Raw genomic sequence first — 19,029 nt, 5'->3', positions numbered from 1 at the left:
TTTTTAAATCTTTTTAACATGAGGAAACTATATCTAATTATAAATCTAAATAAATAGATTTACAAGTTGTATTGTAAAAAGTAAATATTTACTTGAATTAATATTTATCAACATTTGTATATGTTTTCTATATATACAACGTATATAAAATACTTTACATTATGTTTAAGTTATTAAATTATTCTGTTATTTTTTTGAAAAGAAAAATGTAAACGTTTTATTAGGGGGAGAAAGTATGGGGAAGTTATTTTTTAAAATATGTTTTTTTGTATTAGTGACCGTATGTTCATTCGCAGCGAAAATATCATACGCTGAAGAGAGGCAACAAAATAATTATCCTATCATATTGGTGAATGGATTTGCTGGATGGGGTAGAGAAGAAATGCTTGGCGTAAAATATTGGGGTGGTGTTCATGATATACAGGAAGATTTGAAACGAAATGGTTATACGGTACATACCGCAGCTGTTGGACCTGTTTCTAGTAACTGGGATCGTGCATGTGAATTGTATGCACAAATTAGCGGTGGGACAGTAGACTATGGTGCAGTCCATGCTGAGAAACATGGACATAATCGTTTTGGCAGAACTTATAGTGGTTTTGCGCCGAATTGGAGTGAAACAAATAAAGTTCATTTAGTTGGACATAGCATGGGTGGACAAACGATTAGAACATTAGTACAGCTATTAAAAGAAGGTAGTTTTGAAGAAAAGAATTATGTGAAAAATCACCCAGACACCAAAATATCACCACTATTTGAAGGCGGAAAATCATACGTTCATAGTGTTACAACATTAGCAACCCCTCACAACGGTACAACACTTGCGGATGGTAGTCTTCTACTGCCGTTCGTTAAAGATTTACTCATTACAGCTGCAAGCTTTGGAGGAAACAATAATTTATCATTATATGATTTTAAATTGGATCAATGGGGTATAAAGAAGAATGCTGGAGAGTCCTTTTTCCAATATAGTAATCGTATTCTAAATAGTTCACTTTGGAAAAATACAAAAGATATAAGTCAATGGGACTTAAGTACAGATGGTGCAAAGGAGTTAAATAATTGGGTAAAGACGCAACCAGATGTGTATTATTTATCCTATAGTGGACATGCATCACAAGCAGCACCTATAACAGGTTTACATTTGCCTCATATAACGATGAATAAAGTGTTGATGGGGAATGCATTTTTCTTAGGTTCTTATGCGAGATATGAAGAAAGCCGTCCGTTAGTTGATACTTCTTGGTGGCAAAATGATGGTGTAGTAAATACGAATTCTATGATTGCACCATCTTCTAATGTTGCTGTAAATAATAATGGGTCATTACAGATTGGAAAATGGAATCATATCGAAACGAAAGCGAATTGGGATCATCTCGATATGGTAGGATTAAGTGTTTCAGACTCATTAGGTTTTTCTAGCATTCAAGAGTTTTATAGAACAATTGCTGAAAAGCTATCACGTTTACCGAAATAGGTAATAATAAAGCGCTCTCGATGGAATTCGAGAGCGCTTTATATTATATTGAAAGAGGGATTTGGTAGAAAAATATGGGGGGATATTATGAAAATTCAAGTTGTATTATCAGGATACGGAACAGTAGGCAGAGAGTTTATAAAATTATTAAATGAAAAATATTCATATATATATGAAACATATGGGATTCAATTAGTTGTAAGTGGCGTATTAGGGAGAAATATTGCAATACATAATGAAGACGGCTTATCACTTCATCATTTATTGATGTATGGTGGCGGTACCGCTGCAATTGAAAAATATTTAGAGTATCATCCGAAGGAACGTGCAACAACTAGCATAAGTGGTACTGTATTGGTAGAATCAACAGTTACAAATCTTAAAGATGGAAATCCAGGGAAACAATATATGAAACAAGCGATTGAAAAACAGATGGATATAGTAGCAATTTCTAAAGGTGCGCTCGTTACAAACTGGAGAGAAATAAATGAAGCAGCAAAAGGCGCAAATATACGAATTCGATATAGCGGTGCAACAGCCGCTGCACTACCGACACTAGATATCGGACAATTTAGTTTAGCCGGTTGCAGTATTGAAAAAATAGAAGGAATATTAAATGGAACAACTAATTATATTCTTACGAAAATGTATGAGGAAGATATGACATTTGAAGAAGCACTGAAAGAAGCACAAAATAAAGGAATTGCTGAGACGAACCCTATATTAGATATAAGTGGTTCAGATAGTGCGTGTAAATTGTTACTTTTGACAAACAGCTTAATGGAAACAGAGAAAACACTTACTGATATACATATAAAAGGAATCGAGCACGTTACAAAACAGCAATTTAGAAATGCTAAGGAACAACATAAAATTATTAAATTAATAGCATCAGCATATAAGGATGAGGGTGGCAATGTCAATTTAAATGTTGAACCGTGCGAAATAGAAAAAGATCATCCGTTAGCAAAAGTAAATGGGACCGAAAAAGGAATTACGTTCTTTACAGATACGATGGGACAAGTTACTACAATTGGTGGGGCTTCTAATCCACGAGGCGCTGCAGCTGCAGCTTTAAAAGATGTAATTAACTTATATCGAAAAGATTTGTAAGACCGTACCGCCCTTTATAAAAAATACATATGTCGTGGACCTTTTGAGAATGAAATAAATATGCAAAAATGATTGCAGGGGGTAAGGAATTGTTTAAGGATTTTAAAGTTGTTAAAGATCGTCCCGTTTATATTCAGTTGAAAGATTATTTGAAGAAGATGATTATGAAAGGGCATTTGCTCGGGGATCAAAAAATCCCATCAACAAGGGAACTAAGTGAATTACTAAGTGTGAGTAGAAACACTGTACTCGCTGCTTATGCAGATTTAGAGCAAGAAGGACTCATTTATGCAGTTAAAGGAAAAGGGAACTTTGTTGCGAAGGTGGATATATCTAACACTTCGTCTGTTGAAATAGATTGGAAAAAGAAACTTAATACAGTGACCGCATTAGCGGATGAATTAGATTTAATGAAACATGGTGTTCGTTGGGAAAAGGGAATGATTGTTTTTAATAGTATAGCCCCGGATGAGAAGCTATTTGATGTTGAAAATTTCAAAAGAGCTTTTCTTACTCGTATGTCCATTGAAGGAGACATCGTATTGAACTACGGATATGCAAAGGGATATAGACCGTTAATGAATTATTTACTTCATTACATGGAAATGAAAGGTGTAGACATTTCGAATAAAGATATTCTAATTACAAATGGATTTACAGAAGGATTGGATATTGTACTCTCTTCTTTATCAAAAAAATCCGGGCGTGTCATTTGTGAGAATCCAACTCACCACGCTGCACTTAAGCTTTTCCGTTTACATGGACTTGAAGTTCATGGGATTGATATGCATGAGGATGGTATTGATACGAATGAAGTTGAAAAAAGTTTGCGTGAAAAAGATTTTGATTTTGCTTATTTAATTCCTTCTTATCATAATCCAACCGGTATTGTTACGAGTTCAGAGAAAAGAACGGAATTGATGAGGTTATTCTCAAAATACAAGGTTCCTATTATAGAGGACGGATTTAATGAAGAATTACGTTATTCAGGTTCACATTTAGCCCCATTATTAACTTTTGCTGGAGCTGGCAATAATGTGATTTATATTAGTAGCTTTTCAAAGGTACTTTTCCCTGGTTTACGTGTAGGCTGGATTATTGCAGATAAAGAGCTGATTCATTATTTAGAAAGCGTAAAAAGAGCAAGAACGATCCACACATCTACGTTAGATCAAGCTGTTCTGTTTCAATATTTACATGAGGGATACTTTGAGAAATATTTAAAAAAGGCAAGATCTGTTTATAAGAAAAAATATGAGTTAGCTGTCGGGGCATGTGACCAGTACATTCATTTCAAAAGAATGACTGGAGATGGTGGACTTCATTTATTTATAGAACTAGAAGAGCATATGAATGCCCGCACACTTTTACAAAAGTGTTATGAGAAAGGCGTTACGTTTTCACCTGGAGATGTTTTTTACTCTGATGGAGAAGGAGCGAACACTTTCCGATTAGGTTTTTCGCGCTTGAAAGAAGAAGAAATAGTTCGGGGAATTAAAATAATTGGTGATACATTAAAAAATGAAATTTGGAGTTGAGAAAATGAAAATCGGTGTTATTATGGGCGGGGTATCGTCTGAAAAACAAGTTTCAATTATGACGGGGAATGAAATGATTGCTCATTTAGATAAAAATAAGTATGAAATAGTTCCAATTCCATTAAATGAAAAAATAGATTTAGTTGAAAAAGCGAAAGACATTGACTTTGCGTTGCTCGCATTACACGGAAAATACGGAGAAGATGGGACAGTTCAAGGAACACTGGAGAGTTTAGGGATTCCTTATAGCGGAAGTAATATGTTATCTAGCAGTATATGTATGGATAAAAATATTTCGAAAAAGATTTTACGTTATGAAGGTGTAGAAACACCAGATTGGATTGAACTTACAAAAATGGAGGATCTAAATCTTGATGAGTTAGATAAGTTAGGATTTCCATTAGTAGTAAAACCAAACTCTGGCGGATCGAGTGTCGGAGTGAAAATCGTTTATAATAAAAATGAATTGATCTCAATGCTAGAAACTGTATTCGAATGGGATTCTGAAGTAGTAATTGAAAAGTATATAAAAGGTGATGAAATTACATGTTCAATTCTGGATGGAAAACAGTTACCTATAGTTTCAATTCGACATGCAGCCGAGTTCTTTGACTACAATGCAAAATATGATGATACTAGTACAGTTGAGGAAGTTATCGAACTTCCAGCAGAAATTAAGGAACGTGTAAATAAAGCGTCACTTGCTTGTTATAAAGCATTAAAATGTAGTGTTTATGCAAGAGTTGATATGATGGTGAAGGACGGAATTCCATATGTAATGGAAATTAATACATTACCAGGGATGACACAATCAAGTTTATTGCCAAAAAGTGCAGAAGCAGCGGGGATTAGTTATAGCAAACTATTAGATATGATTATTGAAACATCATTAAAAGTTAGAAAAGAAGAAGGGTTTTAAGGGAATTATATAACGAATTTTTTTGACAGTTTCACGAAGTATGCTATGATGAATACATTATAAAAACAAAATATTTATCCACTAGGGGGGCCTTTTATAGGCTGAGATCAAATGTGATTTTGAGACTCTTAGTACCTGATCTGGTTAATGCCAGCGTAGGGAAGTGGGAAAGACGTTGCTATTTAATGAGTAAATAAATACTGTCGATTTCACTTTCTTTACGCCTGTAAAGAAAGTTTTTTTATTTTACAGCTTTAATAATTGTGGATAAATACTTATATTTTATATATTATTGGAGGGATTTAAATGAATTTTTCACAATCATTACGTAAAGAAGTAGATTCAATTTGGGAAGCGAGTTTTAACCATCCTTTTGTAAAAAAACTTGGTGAAGGAACGTTAGATTTAGCTAGTTTTCGTTATTATGTGCTTCAAGATTCATATTATTTGAGTCATTTTGCTAGAGTACAAACTTTAGGAGCTGCAAAAGCTCTTGAATTAGAGACGACAGCTCGTATGGCACATCATGCTCAAAATACATATGAAGCAGAGTTATCTTTACATGAGAATTTTGCTAAAAAACTAGGGATAACGAAAGAAGAAAAAGATAATTTTATTCCTGCGCCAACTGCATATGCGTATACTTCACATATGTATCGTGCTGCGTATGAAGGGCATTTAGGAGATATCATTGCAGCAATTTTACCTTGCTATTGGTTGTATTATGAAATTGGCGAACGCTTAAAAGAGTGCCAGCCGGAAGAGCCAATTTATAACGAATGGATTTCTGCTTATGGATCTGATTGGTTCCGTACGCTAGTTGAAGAACAAATTACACGTTTAGATACTATCGCTGAAAAAGTAACAGAGGCAGACCGCAAACGTATGAAACAGCATTTTATTATTAGCAGTCAATATGAATATTCATTTTGGGAAATGGCTTATACATTAGAAAAGTGGCCAGTGGATACAGACGTAAAAGACGTAATTGGATAAAGAATAGAAGTAATGTTATAGCTAGGTATGGATCATACCTAGCTATATATTTTTTCTTGTCAAATTTGCGTAAAGTCATTAGTGCTACGGATATGGCGAAATAGAATATCGATAATTTAGCTCATTTACTTGTCTACGCATTAACTGGATAAACTTCTGTCACATTTATTTTACAATCAAAGAACGTAAATGTTGGTGGTATGAAGTTAAATAAGAAAAGAAACCCGAGCTGTTAGCTGTAACGGAGTTGTTTTTTCTTTGCAGGAATTTCTAAATTATCATGGAGTGTTGTTAATACGATATGCAAATATGCATATCGTATTTTTTTTGAGCTCTTTATGTGTTAAAATCAGATATAGAGATATGGAAATATAAAGAAGCAAAAGCAGGAATATCCAATGAATTTTGAGAGGTGTTATATGTTTACAAATAAGAAATTAATTCGATTTGGTTTATCGTTATTTGTATTTTTAGGGATAATTAATTTTACAATCAGCTATTTCCAAACATATCTTGAAACAGCAGCAGATATTAAATGGATAATTCCAGAAATTTGGAAAACCATTTTGCTAGATGTTCCTCAAGGGATACTTGTTCTTTTAGGCGCAATTGCTTTATATGATTTCACAAAAGAGGCATCACAAAAAGACGCATCAATCTAAGTGTGTCTTTTTTCTATTAGGAATTTCATAGAGAGTTTTACTGGAGAAATAGAATGAAAAGCCCTAATTAGGGCTTTTTTTGTTGGAATTTCTTATCCGTCATAGAAACCGGTCACTTGGAGGTGTTATAGCGAAAGCCATTTACAGTACAGAAAAATCTAAGCAGCAGACGGAAATATATAGGATATGGCATCATAATTATTGAGAAATTAATTGAACTTAGTAAGTATGAAGATATGACGCTAGAATTCATATTTTTTAATTTTTATTTATCCCGCTATTTGCCGGGCAGTAAGCCCCCCACCTCAAAATTCAGCGGAAGCAAAGAAGTTAGGTAGGGGATGAACAAAACCCCACTGATTAAAGTTTCACTTTATAAAAATGAGCCCATAGTAAAAATAGGTATATGAACAAGGTGCATCATCTAGTGATAAGTCATACTTTGTTGGTGTACGTATTGAACTTAGTTTATAGCGCTATTTCTACTTAGATGTAACGAACAGGAATATAGGGAAGTATCGATGAGGTTGTATTTTATAAACGGAGGTTATGAAAATGAATCAGTTTCAACAAGAACTACAAGCGTTAAGCCTTAATGATTACCGGTCTGGAAATATTGTCTATTGGGACCAGCAAAACCAATATCCATATTACTATATTGAAGATGCTGCTCGTCGCTGTGGCGGTTGTGGTCGTTGTGGCGGTTGTGGTGGAGGTCGTTGTGGCGGCTTCCGTTGTGGTGGCTTCCGTTGTATTGGTTGCTTCGGTTGTTTTGGTTGCGGAGGCTGTGGCGGTTGTGGCGGCTGTGGTGGTTGCTCTAACTGTTTTGATGGTTTTACTGATACTACCGGTACTATTGTAACGTATGAATATTGATAACATCTATCTTGCTAGTTGCGGGCAGTAACATCCCCCAAAAAAATTCAGCGAGAGCAAAGAGAAGTTAGGTGGCGGACTGCCCATAAAAGCCCGATTGGTGAGAGCTGATTAAAGTTTCACTTTAGCAATTAAAAAACATTAGTTATATGTACGTGCCGACAAAGAATATAGCCATTATTAATGGATATATTCAATCATTCAAGTGAAAAAGTAACAATAAGATATATAGATGTAATCAAGATGTGATGGATAAAGCAATGACTAGATTTAAAATCTAATCATTGTTTTTTTCTTATGGTTTTATCATTAAATATCTGTCTAGTTTGGGCATTGCTTCCTTCTAGCTAATGATTTTATTACAACCGTGTAAGGTTAATGTAATGTTAATCGATAGTAAAATAAGTTGCTTAAGTGTATTTTAAATAAGATTAAAAAGTACTGTTTATCTACAAAATAATAGGGTAAATACTATGTAATTAGGAAGTGTATGAATATGGTTGAACTAAAATCTATTTTCCATTCGTATAAACTAAAGAGAAAAATAGCTAAAGATTTATACGGAAAAAGAGATGAATTATCACTGTTATTAAATGAATTTAATAATATGAAATGTACAGTAACATCTGAAAAGAAGAAAAATAATATATTATCTCGTTTGCAACTAATTTATCAAAATATGAAATCGGATAAGCAGTACCCTCTAGCAGTTGCTTTTGATAGTAAATTATTGGAGCGATTAGAAAAAGAATCTGTACATACTATTGAGGAGGGTGTAACATGTCTACATTTAATGTTAGATATGAATTATGAGAAGATAAAACAATATGGTTCGGGTACAAGTAGGTCATTCGTTCCATTATCGCAGTCTTCTATTTGTCTTGCTGATTGTATTTGTTTAACAGGAGTTGTAGTAGGTTTACTAGGAGCAATTTCATTTGGGGGATTACTGTTATCTATATGTTCAATTACATAAAGGTTGATATTTGTAAAAAGGGCACCGAATTAAGGTGTTCTTTTTTGGTTTTTTTGTAAAGTTATTGTAAATGATAAGTACAATGCATTAGGTGTAATGTATAATTCGAATGTATTGAAATACAAATATTATAGAGGTGTTATACATGATAATTACTTTGAATTTTTAAAAGAGTCGGTTTGATAATAGTTTATGTAGATAAATAGTTTTTACTTTTCTTTTAAATACTTGATTTAAATGGATTAGATTAATTAACTATTGTTCTAGCTTTTTGATAATCAAGAAAACTGAAGAAAGGAAGGAATCATTTTATGAAAAAATTAAGGCTGCTAACATTTGAAAATATAGTAGAACCCCTTTTAAATGAAAAGGTATCATTTATATACTTTCCTATTGAATGGCTGGACATCGTAGAGATACATTATAAGACATTTTTATTAACGAGTAAGTTGAAACGTTTGAATGAAAGATTGTATGATATGTTTTCGGATATATTGTTTATTCAGCATAACCCGTACGTATTAAATGAAAATACACCATGGATTGTATCGAAAGAACCTATTAGACAAGAGCAGCTCGATTATATTTTTCAAAGTTGGTATGAGATTATTCATGATTGGAAACCAAATAGATTAGTAGAACCACCAAAATATGAATGGCAATCCGATTTGATTTCTAATTTGCCAGTACTACATGATAATGAAACGTATTCTAAGTGGGTGCCCGCTTTAATCTCACATATTTTTTGTGAGCGTCCTATATATTTAGAAAATACAAATGAAGAAGAAATCTATTTTTCCCCTCTTAGATCACAAAATATTTGTGAGGCGATGTCTGGGCCGATAAAAGATGAAAAAACACAAGATTTTTTCTCCTATGTATATCGATTCGAATGCATAACCCGCGGTGGTGAGAACGCTCCATTATTAAATATTTCAATAGGAATTCGGAGATTTTATCAAGAATATAATCATCCAGATATTCCTTTACTTTTAAGACGAAAACGAGGCATGATATTGATTTCTACCTCAGAGTTTGCGTCAAATAATAAAAAAATACGGTTTGTAAAACTAAAAATACAACAAGCTACAACCGGCATGAAATGGATTAAGATATTTAGAAATTTAAAAGATGATTTTCAAATAGGGGGAGAGGTGGATTTAGACCATATTCTCCAATATCCGAAAGATTATATTGTAGGAGAAAATAAAAAGGTGTTATTTCCATACAATGAGAGAATTTATAAAGTTCAAGGTACTAAAATAGAACCGGGTATAACAGTAAAGGAAAGAGAGTATTTATTTAAAGAATTTCAGCGTAAATTCTCTTATTTCACAATACTTCCAGAATGTAAAAAGGTAGCAACAAATAACAAAAATGAATTATTTCCTTTATTTGCACCAAAAGGATTAGAGACATTAACATTAGAAGTTTGGTCTGAAAATATAGCGCTGGAAATAGAACAAGCATTACTTGATAGCAAAATTGTTTTGACTAAAGTTGGTGAAAATTCTTATGTATTGAATACAGATTTTCCGGTGTTATTAAAGATTGTGAGATACAATATTGAAAAGGTGTTACAAAATCCATATAAAATGCAATATTGCCAAAAATATAAAACAAATCTTGTAGATGATGTTAAGAAAGCTGTCTATGCTACCGCGGGTGAGCGCAGTGATGCGACATTAGCATTAATCGCAATGAAAAATTGTGATGGACGCGAAAAAATTGATCCAAAACAAATCATTAGAGAGGGATTTGCAAGAACAAACCGTATTTCAACATTTATTAATTTATTTATAGGACAAAATGTATCTCGTAAAACAATTGTAAATAGTGTTTTTAGTCTATTAGAACAAAAAGGATTTTTGAAGCGTAGTTGGAATAAGATAAATTTACCTTGTACATATGTTAGTTTATCAATTGAACGAATATCGAAATTCGATTTCTTACCTATTTTTTCAAAAATAAAAGGAAAAGAAATTTTATATAAATTATATGGGAGTACAGAGTGGCAAACGATTGATTACGTATTATTAAATATAAATAAACATAATGCATTTTTACCACAACCATCAAAGAGAAATGATATGGGGGCTCTTTTTAAACAATATGTTTTCGAAACATTAATGGAAATTGTACAATATGCAAAAGAACAAAATGAACAAGTTTACTTCATTGTAGATGCAAATTTGAGAAAATATTGGATAAAAGAGTTACAAAATAAAGAAATTAATATAGATATTTTACCTGATATTGTTCCAGAGGTCTTAAAGGTTCCAAATTTAAATATTATTAGAATAAATACAGGTTTTGATGTACCAAGTTACGGTGTAATAGAGCGGGATGATGCTCTAGATAGCATTGGCTTATATGCAGATCAAAAAGGGATGTATTATAGCACTGGTGAATATTCACTTAATTGTAGTGGGATTTTTCAGCGATATATACTTGAAATTTTACCATTGGGTGTAAAACCTGTAGAAAGGGATTATATCGCTAAAATGATACATTACATGTGCTGTAATTCTAGTATGCTTTCGAAAAAGAATGTACACATGACATATTCCGTACATATGGAAAAAGTAATGAAGACTTATATTACTGACATAGATGCAAGAGAGTTTAAAGAATTTGATGATGAATTGGATGTAGATGTAGTAAAGGTAGAAAAGAAAGATTCAATTACTCTACTTTAAATACTAGTAAACAAATCCTGCTCGTTATATCGATCAGGATTTGTCATTTTTTTATGTAAATAAGGATATCCTTTGTCAAGTATCTTTTCGTTTACATATTTACTTTATGTGCAGACAGGATTAATATGTTTTTTAGAAATACAAAAACTATATCATATGGAAAAACGATTTTTATTAATTGAAAAAATTTGAAAGGAATGGGGAATTGTGAAGAAATTAGATGTGCTCTTAATGCTACTGAGCGGCCTCTTTCCAATTGCAGGACTTACAAAGCAAATCCCTTTAGAACAATCTATATATATTGGAGGGCTTTTATTTTTTACTAGTTTCGGTAGTTATTTTGCTAAAAAGATGTATTCACGTATATGCAGTTGGATAGCGTATGCGCCATTTATAACACTACTGTTAGTTATTTGGCATCAAGATATTGCAACAAGCTCAATCATAGCAAATGCGAAAATTGCTGCATGTGTCGCGTTAATTCCATGTTTATTCCGTTTTCGTACATATGGACTTACTTTGGGCTTATTCTCATTATGGGCCGCTTTACTATGGGATATAAAAGAAGTACAGTCGTTAGTCATACTTGAACGCATAATGAGTTTAATGACAAGCCATTATGTATATATATTACTATTAATTGGAGGACTTGTAATAGGAGGATTACTTGCGATGTTCATTCACCGCAAAGAGAAAGATAATAATAAAGAAAATATAAATCTACTTGGACCAAAAAAGAAACGCAAAAGATTATCATTTAAGATTCGTCTTCCAAGATTACCGAAATTAAAGATGAAACTATTTAAGTTTGGTGGGAAAGAATCTAAAAGTAAAATGCCAGAAAAAATCCATGAGTATAAGTACGAAGAACCAGTTGCAACATATGAAATGACAGAGCAAATAGATCCATACAAAGAAAATGCAGTTCAAGGTCAAACAAGGATGGAACGCCGAAGAAATAGGTATAATGCATAATGAAGTTTAATAACCCCGTAATGACTTATCTTAATATTGATAAATCATTACGGTTTTTTTATGTAATGAAATGAAGGTTGCTATTGCGGAGGGGAATAGCATATTTTATAGATAGGAACTAAAATAAGGGGAGGATAAAATGCTTATCATTACATATATATCTGCTTGTATATTATTCTTAGTTAGCTTTTTACATGTATATTGGGCTTTCGGAGGTAATTGGGGGACAAATAGTGTTATTCCAACTAAATCAGGGGAAAAGGCGTTTACACCTCGCGCCGGAATGACATTGTTCATTGCATTATTATTAAGTATGGCAGCAATAATTTTGTTGCAACAAGCAAATATTGTTCATTTTGCAGTTCCTAATGTTATTATTCAAGTCGGTTCCTGGATTTGTATGATCGTCTTTTCTATTAGAGTAATTGGTGAATTTAACTATTTTGGTATCTTTAAACGACAAAAAGATACGCACTTTGCAAGAATGGATACCGGTTTATATATTCCACTTTGTGCATTTTTATCTTTATCTTTCTTATTAGCAATAATTTTGTGAGTGAATAATAGTAGTTTCCGTTCTCAAAATATATATAAACGTGAGAAATCTAAGAGTAAATAAAAAGGATGTAAGCGCCTTCTTGTCGAAAGGTAAATTATTATGAAAGGCGGTGACACTATGAAGTATGTAAAAGTTAGTATGAATGGTGGAAGTGAACATAAATTCTCAATGACTTTAGATCGGTTTGAAGAACTTATTACTACAGAGAATGGGATATTAGAAAATAAATTAGTATGTATTGAAAATGTAATGATTAATCCTACTAATATATCTTCTGTAGTTGAAAAAATTGGTGTACCGGCTAAGTTTATGGAAGCTTAAAATCGTTAGATAAAAAACATCCATTGAGGATGTTTTTTAATTTATAAATATGAAATTGTACAGTGAATATTTGAGTAGATTTTTTAGCAATGACTATGCATATATTAAGTACCTGAACATGGTGCTTAATACATGCACGAAATAATAAGTACAAGCATATATTATGTAGTAGGACAAGATCTTCGTGTCCTACTTAATACTCAAAACCTCTAATCACATAAGAGCAGCCAATTGCAGGGTGCTCTTATTTTTTTATGAAAATCTACTATGAGCCTTATTTTATAGTAGGATGCAATAATAAAGGTCTATTTTGAAATAGTGTTTTTTAGCCTTTAATTTTAAATTTATCTTTAACGTTAATAAATATTAAAAATAATATGATAGCAGAAATTAAGTTAGATAAGTAGAAATTTTGATGAAACAGTAGTTCAAAGATGACATCGAAAGTAACGAATAAGGCAATAGCAGGTAGTATGCAAATAAATATAAATCTCCAATTTTTTAAGTAATGTTTATAATTTGTAAGTACTTTATCCATAAATATAGCTCCTATATTTTTGTTTTTATATAATTATACATTTAGATACAAGGATTTTCAAAGTAAAAATATTTAGCAATTCAAAAATATAAGGAGAGCTTTTGTTGAAAATCCAGATTGCTGTAGTAATCTGGATTTGACTTTAAAGAACTATACTAAAATGATACACTATAATCTACGTTATTTTTGAAATGAATAGAGGGATTTGTGTGATAGATAAAATTAAAAATGCTGTAGAGGATATGTACGAAGATGAGGCTAAAGATTTACTTCAAAGTATTCTCATACAGTTAAACTTATTAGAAGAAAACTATAGTGAAGATACAATTAAAAATTTGATGGATATTCCGAAACAATTAACAAGTAATCCTACTTATAAAAGGAATGTAAAAGAAAGTACGCACGTACATATTGCTTTTGATGATTCAACGGCTGGTTGCTTAAAATATATGTTAAGTCAAGAAGAATTATTTGAAGAGAGTGTTGTTGCTTTTTCGGAATTCTTTTCAATTGGACCGATATATAGGTTGCATACGAATGAGGGGCAACTAGCAAGACAGAAGTGGTTAATAAATAACTTAACTGCATATGATAGTTATTTTGAAGAAGAATATTTATTAAGATTTATAGCAACTATAGAAGAACTACATACTATTCCTGTTGAAACGCCTATTACAATTTGGAGGGCTGATAATGCACATGAACATGTAGGTCTAAGTTTTGTAATAGCACAATTAAAGGATAAGAAAAACATTCGAATAATTAATACGTCTGAAGCAAGTAGAGAAATATTAAAACAAGAGTATGATATTCGTGGAACGGGAGAATTACCACCTGAAAGTTTAGCTCTATTCCAAAAAAGTTTTATAAAGTTACCTTATTTAACTGAAGAGAAGCGAATGAAGTTTGAACATGAGTGGGATAGATTATCGGAAAGCATAGAATGTTTAAGAGTGTGGAAAGAAAATGAAGTGCATTTTGTACAAGAAGATTATTTTGATCAATTTATAATTGAATGCGCGAAAAGTGTGGGTGCTGATCGAGAGTTCCTCAAAGCTCCTAGAGTAATTGGTGAAGCACTTGGTCTTGTTGAACAATTGGTTGGAGATACCTTCTTAGAATATCGCTTGAAACAATTAATTAAACAAGAAGTATTTGAATTTGAAGGTTCGTTAGATGAAATGCGTTTTTATAGTGTGAAGTTAAGGAAATAATAAACACATTCTATTTTTGAAAGGCTCGTATTTTTAATAATACGAGCTTTTTAAGTTGAATTTGGGCTATACATAAGCTTCCCAGAGAGGGCATATCACATATGAATGATAAAGGTAATGAATGAAAAGAAGGTGATTTGTTAATATGTATAACCAACAAAATTATCCATATGATCAAGCGATGTATTATAATCCACAAAACTACGGGTATGAACCTACAAATGAAGTGAGAGATATTGAACAAGAAGATTACAGACCAGATGATGCGGAGGATGCTCCAACGTCACCACCACCGTCACAAGCGCCATCGTTACCGTCTACATTTGCTTCTCCGGCACAACCAGGCAATATGAAATCATGGATGTGTAACTGTTTAGGAAGATGGGGCTATTTACGTTTACATCGTCCTGGGCCTTTTGGAAGAGATTTATGGTTCTTTCCGACTGAAGTGAGAAGAAACGGAGTATCAGGTTACACTTGGCAGGGTGGTCGTCGTCGTAAAGTAAGTTATCGCTATCAACAAATTAGTAATTTTATGTGCTTCGCATAAAGAGAAGTGGGAGAGTGAAACGATTTTACTTTCTCACTTTTTTATTTTTCAATATACGAAGTAAGATTTTGATTAAAAATTTACAATTTTCACGTTTTTATTAGAGTATAATGCATATGTTGGTTGGTTTTCAAAAACAAATGAGAGTGAGGGAATACAATGTCAATGAAAAACAAAGTTGGGTTAAGCATAGAGGATGGCATTAATTTAGCTTCAGCTCAATTTAAAGAAGATGCGTATGAAATTTATAAAGAATCGCGAAAAAAACAACCTATATTATTTGTAAACCAAGTTGAAATCGGTAAAGAATGGCTCATTACTAGATATGAAGATGCTCTGCCACTTTTAAAAGATAATCGTTTAAAAAAAGATTGGACAAATGTATTTTCTCAAGATACAAAGAACATGTATCTTTCCGTTGATAATAGTGACCACTTAACAACACATATGCTAAATTCAGATCCACCTAACCACAGTCGTTTACGATCTTTAGTTCAAAAAGCTTTTACACCGAAGATGATTGCACAATTAGACGGAAGAATTCAGAGAATAGCAGATGATTTGATAAGTAATATAGAGCGAAAAGGTACATTAAATCTTGTGGATGATTATTCATTTCCGTTACCAATTATTGTAATAAGTGAGATGCTCGGTATTCCAAAAGAAGATCAAGCGAAATTTAGAATTTGGTCTCATGCTGTTATTGCATCACCAGAAACACCTGAAGAAATAAAAGAGACCGAAAAACAACTATCTGAGTTTATTACATATCTTCAATATTTAGTTGATATTAAAAGAAAAGAGCCAAAAGAAGACTTGGTGAGTGCTTTAATACTTGCAGAGAGTGAAGGGCATAAACTTAGCGCTCGGGAACTATATTCAATGATAATGCTATTAATTGTCGCAGGACATGAGACGACAGTGAATTTAATTACAAATACGGTATTAGCACTTCTTGAAAATCCAAATCAATTACAGTTATTAAAAGATAATCCAAAACTAATTGATTCGGCTATTGAGGAGGGATTGCGTTATTATTCTCCAGTTGAGGTTACAACTGCAAGATGGGCAGCGGAACCTTTTCAAATTCACCATCAAACAATACAGAAAGGAGATATGGTTATTATTGCATTGGCTTCAGCGAACCGTGATGAAACAGTATTTGAAAATCCAGAAATATTTGATATTACACGGGAGAACAACCGTCACATTGCCTTTGGTCATGGTAGTCATTTCTGCTTAGGAGCTCCACTTGCGAGGTTAGAAGCAAAGATTGCTATTACTACTTTGTTTAATCGAATGCCTGAACTACAAATAAAAGGGAATCGTGAAGAAATTAAATGGCAAGGTAACTATTTAATGCGTTCTTTAGAGGAATTACCTTTAACTTTCTAGAATAGTTAAAAGGAGACATGCATACATCGAAAATGATTTACATAGAGTATGTATGTGTTATTTAAATTCGAAACGGAAGGGTGAAAACATCCCAATGATCAACTAATTCTATTTGTAAGAGATCTTCGTTAAAAAACGAAATATTCTTCTGAATAGGGTTAGTCTGTACATTTATAGAAAAGGGATGTATTTCGCTCTGCGAATATATAGTCTTTTTATATGATTTGTGCTGCCTCCTGTTCAGAACATGAAATAGGAGGCTTTTTTATGTCGACAAATGTAGTAACGAAACAAAACAATGGGGTATCACAAGTATTAAAAAATCGGTTTGTTCAAGGGATTTTAGCATCAGCATTATTTTTACAAATAGGAATATGGGTTCGAAACTTTGCGGTATTACTATATGTAATGGAAATGACAAAAGGTGATGCTTTTGCTATTTCGATGATTTCAGTTGCTGAATTCGCTCCAATTTTTATTTTTTCATTTATTGGCGGTACTTTTGCTGATAGGTGGAAGCCAAAGAAGACAATGATATGGTGTGAAACGTTAAGTTCCATTTCAGTATTCGCTGTATTAATTACGCTTATGTTTGGAACGTGGAAAATTGTGTTTTTTGTGACACTCATCTCTGCAATCCTTTCACAGTTTTCACAACCATCTGGAATGAAATTGTTTAAACAACATTTATCAACGGAACAAATTCAATTAGCAATGTCTATATATCAAACGATATTTGCAATATTTATGGTATTAGGACCAATACTAGGGACATTTATCTTTCATAGTTTTGGAATTTATATTTCAATCATCATAACAGGTATCTCGTTTTTACTTGCGGCAGTTGTATTGTTATTTCTTCCGAAAGATCTTGAAAACGACGTAGAAAAGAAGGATATCACTCTGTTGCAAGAGATGAAGGATGGTATTAAGTATGTCAAAAAGAAAAAAGCATTAACTTTGCTAGGGCTTTGTTTTATGGCTGCAGGACTAGGTATAGGATTAATTCAGCCATTAGGTATATTTATTGTGACTGAGCAGTTAGGATTATCAAAAGAGAGTTTACAGTGGCTACTAACAGTAAATGGTGCGGGAATGATTGTTGGCGGAGCATTAGCAATGGTATTTGCGAAAAATGTTGCTCCGCAAAAGATGTTAATTATCGGTATGCTTGGTCAAGCAATTGGTATTGGCATTATAGGATATTCTACAAATTTATGGGTGACACTTACAGCGCAGCTTTTTAGTGGTTTAGCTCTTCCTTGTATCCAAATTGGTATAAATACACTTATTATTCAAAATAGCGATACCGATTTTATAGGTCGTGTAAATGGTATTTTAAGTCCGCTTTTTACCGGTTCAATGGTAGTAACGATGAGTATAGCTGGCTCATTAAAAGAGATGTTTTCATTAAGTATGATGTATGAAGGGACGGCTTTACTTTTTATAATTGGATTATTGTTTATTTTACCTATATACAATTTAAAGCCAGTAATAGCGGTAGAAAGTGAAATAAGTGGTAAAGGAAGTGCCGTACAAAATGAATCCTAATCCAAATGTTAAATACCCTATTGAAGGAAATCAAAACGTTCAATTTATAAAAAATATAATAACAAAACCTAATATACTTGTTGGTGACTATTCTTATTATGATGCGAAAGATGGAGAAACATTTGAAGATCGAGTATTACATCATTATGAATTTCTTGGAGATCGCCTTATTATTGGAAAGTTTTGTTGTATTGCATCTGGAGTTAACTTTATTATGAACGGAGCCAATCATCGGATGGATGGATTTTCGGCATATCCATTTAATATATTTGGAAATGGGTGGGAGAAGTATACACCTAGTTTGTCTGATTTACCTTATAAAGGTGATACAGTTATAGGAAATGACGTTTGGATTGGTATGGATACAACAATTATGCCCGGAATAAAAATAGGGGATGGTGCAATCATTGCAGCTAAATCTGTTGTGACTAGAGACGTCGCACCATATACAATTGTTGGTGGAAACCCTGCAAATAAAATAAAAGAGAGATTTTCAAATGAAATAATTCAAGAATTATTGCAAATTCAATGGTGGCATTTTGATATTGAAAAAATAACTGGAAATATTGATGCTATTGTACGCGGAGATATTGAACCATTAAGAAAGCTAAAAAGGGAATGAAAAATGGATGACAAATAGTATCATACCTCCGAATTTTGTTAATGATAA

The 19,029-nt window shown here is 32.6% G+C and carries 18 protein-coding genes, 1 pseudogene and 1 riboswitch; of the genes and pseudogenes, 18 read left to right on the top strand and 1 reads right to left on the bottom strand.

From position 1 onward, the window contains the following. The first annotated feature begins 235 nt into the window (after nt 1-235). From GBN91_RS23240 to GBN91_RS23180, 13 genes and pseudogenes are all read left to right on the top strand, one after another. On the top strand, nt 236-1,477 hold the full coding sequence (locus GBN91_RS23240) for an esterase/lipase family protein (protein WP_152122462.1): 1,242 nt from the start codon (nt 236-238) through the stop codon (nt 1,475-1,477). Between the two features lie 87 nt (nt 1,478-1,564). Continuing rightward, nucleotides 1,565-2,590 carry a homoserine dehydrogenase gene (locus GBN91_RS23235; protein WP_046392717.1) on the top strand — a complete coding sequence of 342 codons (1,026 nt, stop codon included), beginning with the start codon at nt 1,565-1,567 and terminating at the stop codon, nt 2,588-2,590. An 89-nt stretch (nt 2,591-2,679) separates the two neighbouring features. Further along, nucleotides 2,680-4,128 carry a MocR-like pyridoxine biosynthesis transcription factor PdxR gene (gene pdxR, locus GBN91_RS23230; protein WP_086385295.1) on the top strand — a complete coding sequence of 483 codons (1,449 nt, stop codon included), beginning with the start codon at nt 2,680-2,682 and terminating at the stop codon, nt 4,126-4,128. 4 nt (nt 4,129-4,132) lie between these two features. Then, nucleotides 4,133-5,047, top strand: a complete 915-nt coding sequence (locus GBN91_RS23225; RefSeq protein ID WP_046393158.1) for a D-alanine--D-alanine ligase — start codon at nt 4,133-4,135, stop codon at nt 5,045-5,047. Between the two features lie 73 nt (nt 5,048-5,120). Continuing rightward, nucleotides 5,121-5,226: riboswitch (TPP riboswitch) on the top strand. Between the two features lie 127 nt (nt 5,227-5,353). Next, nucleotides 5,354-6,043, top strand: coding sequence for a thiaminase II (tenA, locus tag GBN91_RS23220; RefSeq protein WP_001011746.1), 690 nt, complete (start codon nt 5,354-5,356; stop codon nt 6,041-6,043). Nucleotides 6,044-6,441: 398 nt separating this feature from the next. Beyond that, the gene (locus GBN91_RS23210) at nt 6,442-6,705 is read left to right on the top strand and encodes a DUF3937 family protein (protein WP_016122577.1); all 264 of its coding nucleotides are present in this window, start codon (nt 6,442-6,444) and stop codon (nt 6,703-6,705) included. A 555-nt stretch (nt 6,706-7,260) separates the two neighbouring features. Continuing rightward, complete coding sequence (locus GBN91_RS23205) at nt 7,261-7,581, top strand: heterocycloanthracin/sonorensin family bacteriocin (protein ID WP_001071364.1); 321 nt, start codon at nt 7,261-7,263, stop codon at nt 7,579-7,581. A 146-nt stretch (nt 7,582-7,727) separates the two neighbouring features. Continuing rightward, nucleotides 7,728-7,862: pseudogene (locus GBN91_RS28990) on the top strand (site-specific integrase); the annotation flags it as partial. A 209-nt stretch (nt 7,863-8,071) separates the two neighbouring features. Next, nucleotides 8,072-8,557: a homoserine dehydrogenase gene (locus GBN91_RS23200; protein WP_152122460.1), complete on the top strand. Its 486-nt coding sequence runs from the start codon at nt 8,072-8,074 to the stop codon at nt 8,555-8,557. 311 nt (nt 8,558-8,868) lie between these two features. Continuing rightward, a complete protein-coding gene (locus GBN91_RS23195) occupies nt 8,869-11,256 on the top strand; it encodes an RNaseH domain-containing protein (protein ID WP_152122458.1) in 2,388 nt (795 codons plus the stop codon). A 207-nt stretch (nt 11,257-11,463) separates the two neighbouring features. Continuing rightward, the gene (locus tag GBN91_RS23190; RefSeq protein ID WP_000732176.1) at nt 11,464-12,231 is read left to right on the top strand and encodes a DUF3959 family protein; all 768 of its coding nucleotides are present in this window, start codon (nt 11,464-11,466) and stop codon (nt 12,229-12,231) included. A gap of 139 nt (nt 12,232-12,370) precedes the next feature. Further along, entirely contained in the window at nt 12,371-12,787 is a 417-nt protein-coding gene (locus GBN91_RS23185) for a DUF3995 domain-containing protein (RefSeq protein WP_000905571.1), read from the top strand. A gap of 120 nt (nt 12,788-12,907) precedes the next feature. Further along, nucleotides 12,908-13,111, top strand: coding sequence for a hypothetical protein (locus tag GBN91_RS23180; RefSeq protein ID WP_000878369.1), 204 nt, complete (start codon nt 12,908-12,910; stop codon nt 13,109-13,111). 325 nt (nt 13,112-13,436) lie between these two features. Here the strand turns inward: GBN91_RS23180 and GBN91_RS23175 are convergent, their stop codons facing one another. After that, entirely contained in the window at nt 13,437-13,649 is a 213-nt protein-coding gene (locus GBN91_RS23175; protein WP_000362067.1) for a hypothetical protein, read from the bottom strand. 209 nt (nt 13,650-13,858) lie between these two features. On the opposite strand from GBN91_RS23175, the gene GBN91_RS23170 reads away from it, so the two are divergent. The 5 genes from GBN91_RS23170 (at nt 13,859) to GBN91_RS23145 (ending at nt 18,981) form a co-directional block, all read left to right on the top strand. Continuing rightward, nucleotides 13,859-14,863 carry a DUF1835 domain-containing protein gene (locus GBN91_RS23170; RefSeq protein WP_152122456.1) on the top strand — a complete coding sequence of 335 codons (1,005 nt, stop codon included), beginning with the start codon at nt 13,859-13,861 and terminating at the stop codon, nt 14,861-14,863. Nucleotides 14,864-15,008: 145 nt separating this feature from the next. Further along, the gene (locus GBN91_RS23165) at nt 15,009-15,413 is read left to right on the top strand and encodes a hypothetical protein (RefSeq protein ID WP_000282687.1); all 405 of its coding nucleotides are present in this window, start codon (nt 15,009-15,011) and stop codon (nt 15,411-15,413) included. Between the two features lie 159 nt (nt 15,414-15,572). Further along, a complete protein-coding gene (locus GBN91_RS23160) occupies nt 15,573-16,808 on the top strand; it encodes a cytochrome P450 family protein (RefSeq protein WP_000062133.1) in 1,236 nt (411 codons plus the stop codon). A gap of 267 nt (nt 16,809-17,075) precedes the next feature. Next, nucleotides 17,076-18,359 (top strand): MFS transporter, encoded by a 1,284-nt coding sequence (locus GBN91_RS23150; RefSeq protein WP_000106396.1) that lies wholly within the window; start codon nt 17,076-17,078, stop codon nt 18,357-18,359. Next, nucleotides 18,349-18,981 carry a Vat family streptogramin A O-acetyltransferase gene (locus tag GBN91_RS23145; RefSeq protein ID WP_001069247.1) on the top strand — a complete coding sequence of 211 codons (633 nt, stop codon included), beginning with the start codon at nt 18,349-18,351 and terminating at the stop codon, nt 18,979-18,981. Before GBN91_RS23150 ends, GBN91_RS23145 begins: the two co-directional genes overlap by 11 nt. Nucleotides 18,982-19,029 lie beyond the last annotated feature (48 nt).

Origin of the sequence: Bacillus sp. B1-WWTP-T-0.5-Post-4 (assembly GCF_009183795.1) — a bacterium.
Classification (GTDB): Bacteria; Bacillota; Bacilli; order Bacillales; family Bacillaceae_G; genus Bacillus_A; species Bacillus_A cereus.
The sequence above is the reverse complement of the archived record's forward strand: the minus strand, read 5'-3'. Positions and strand labels throughout refer to the sequence as shown.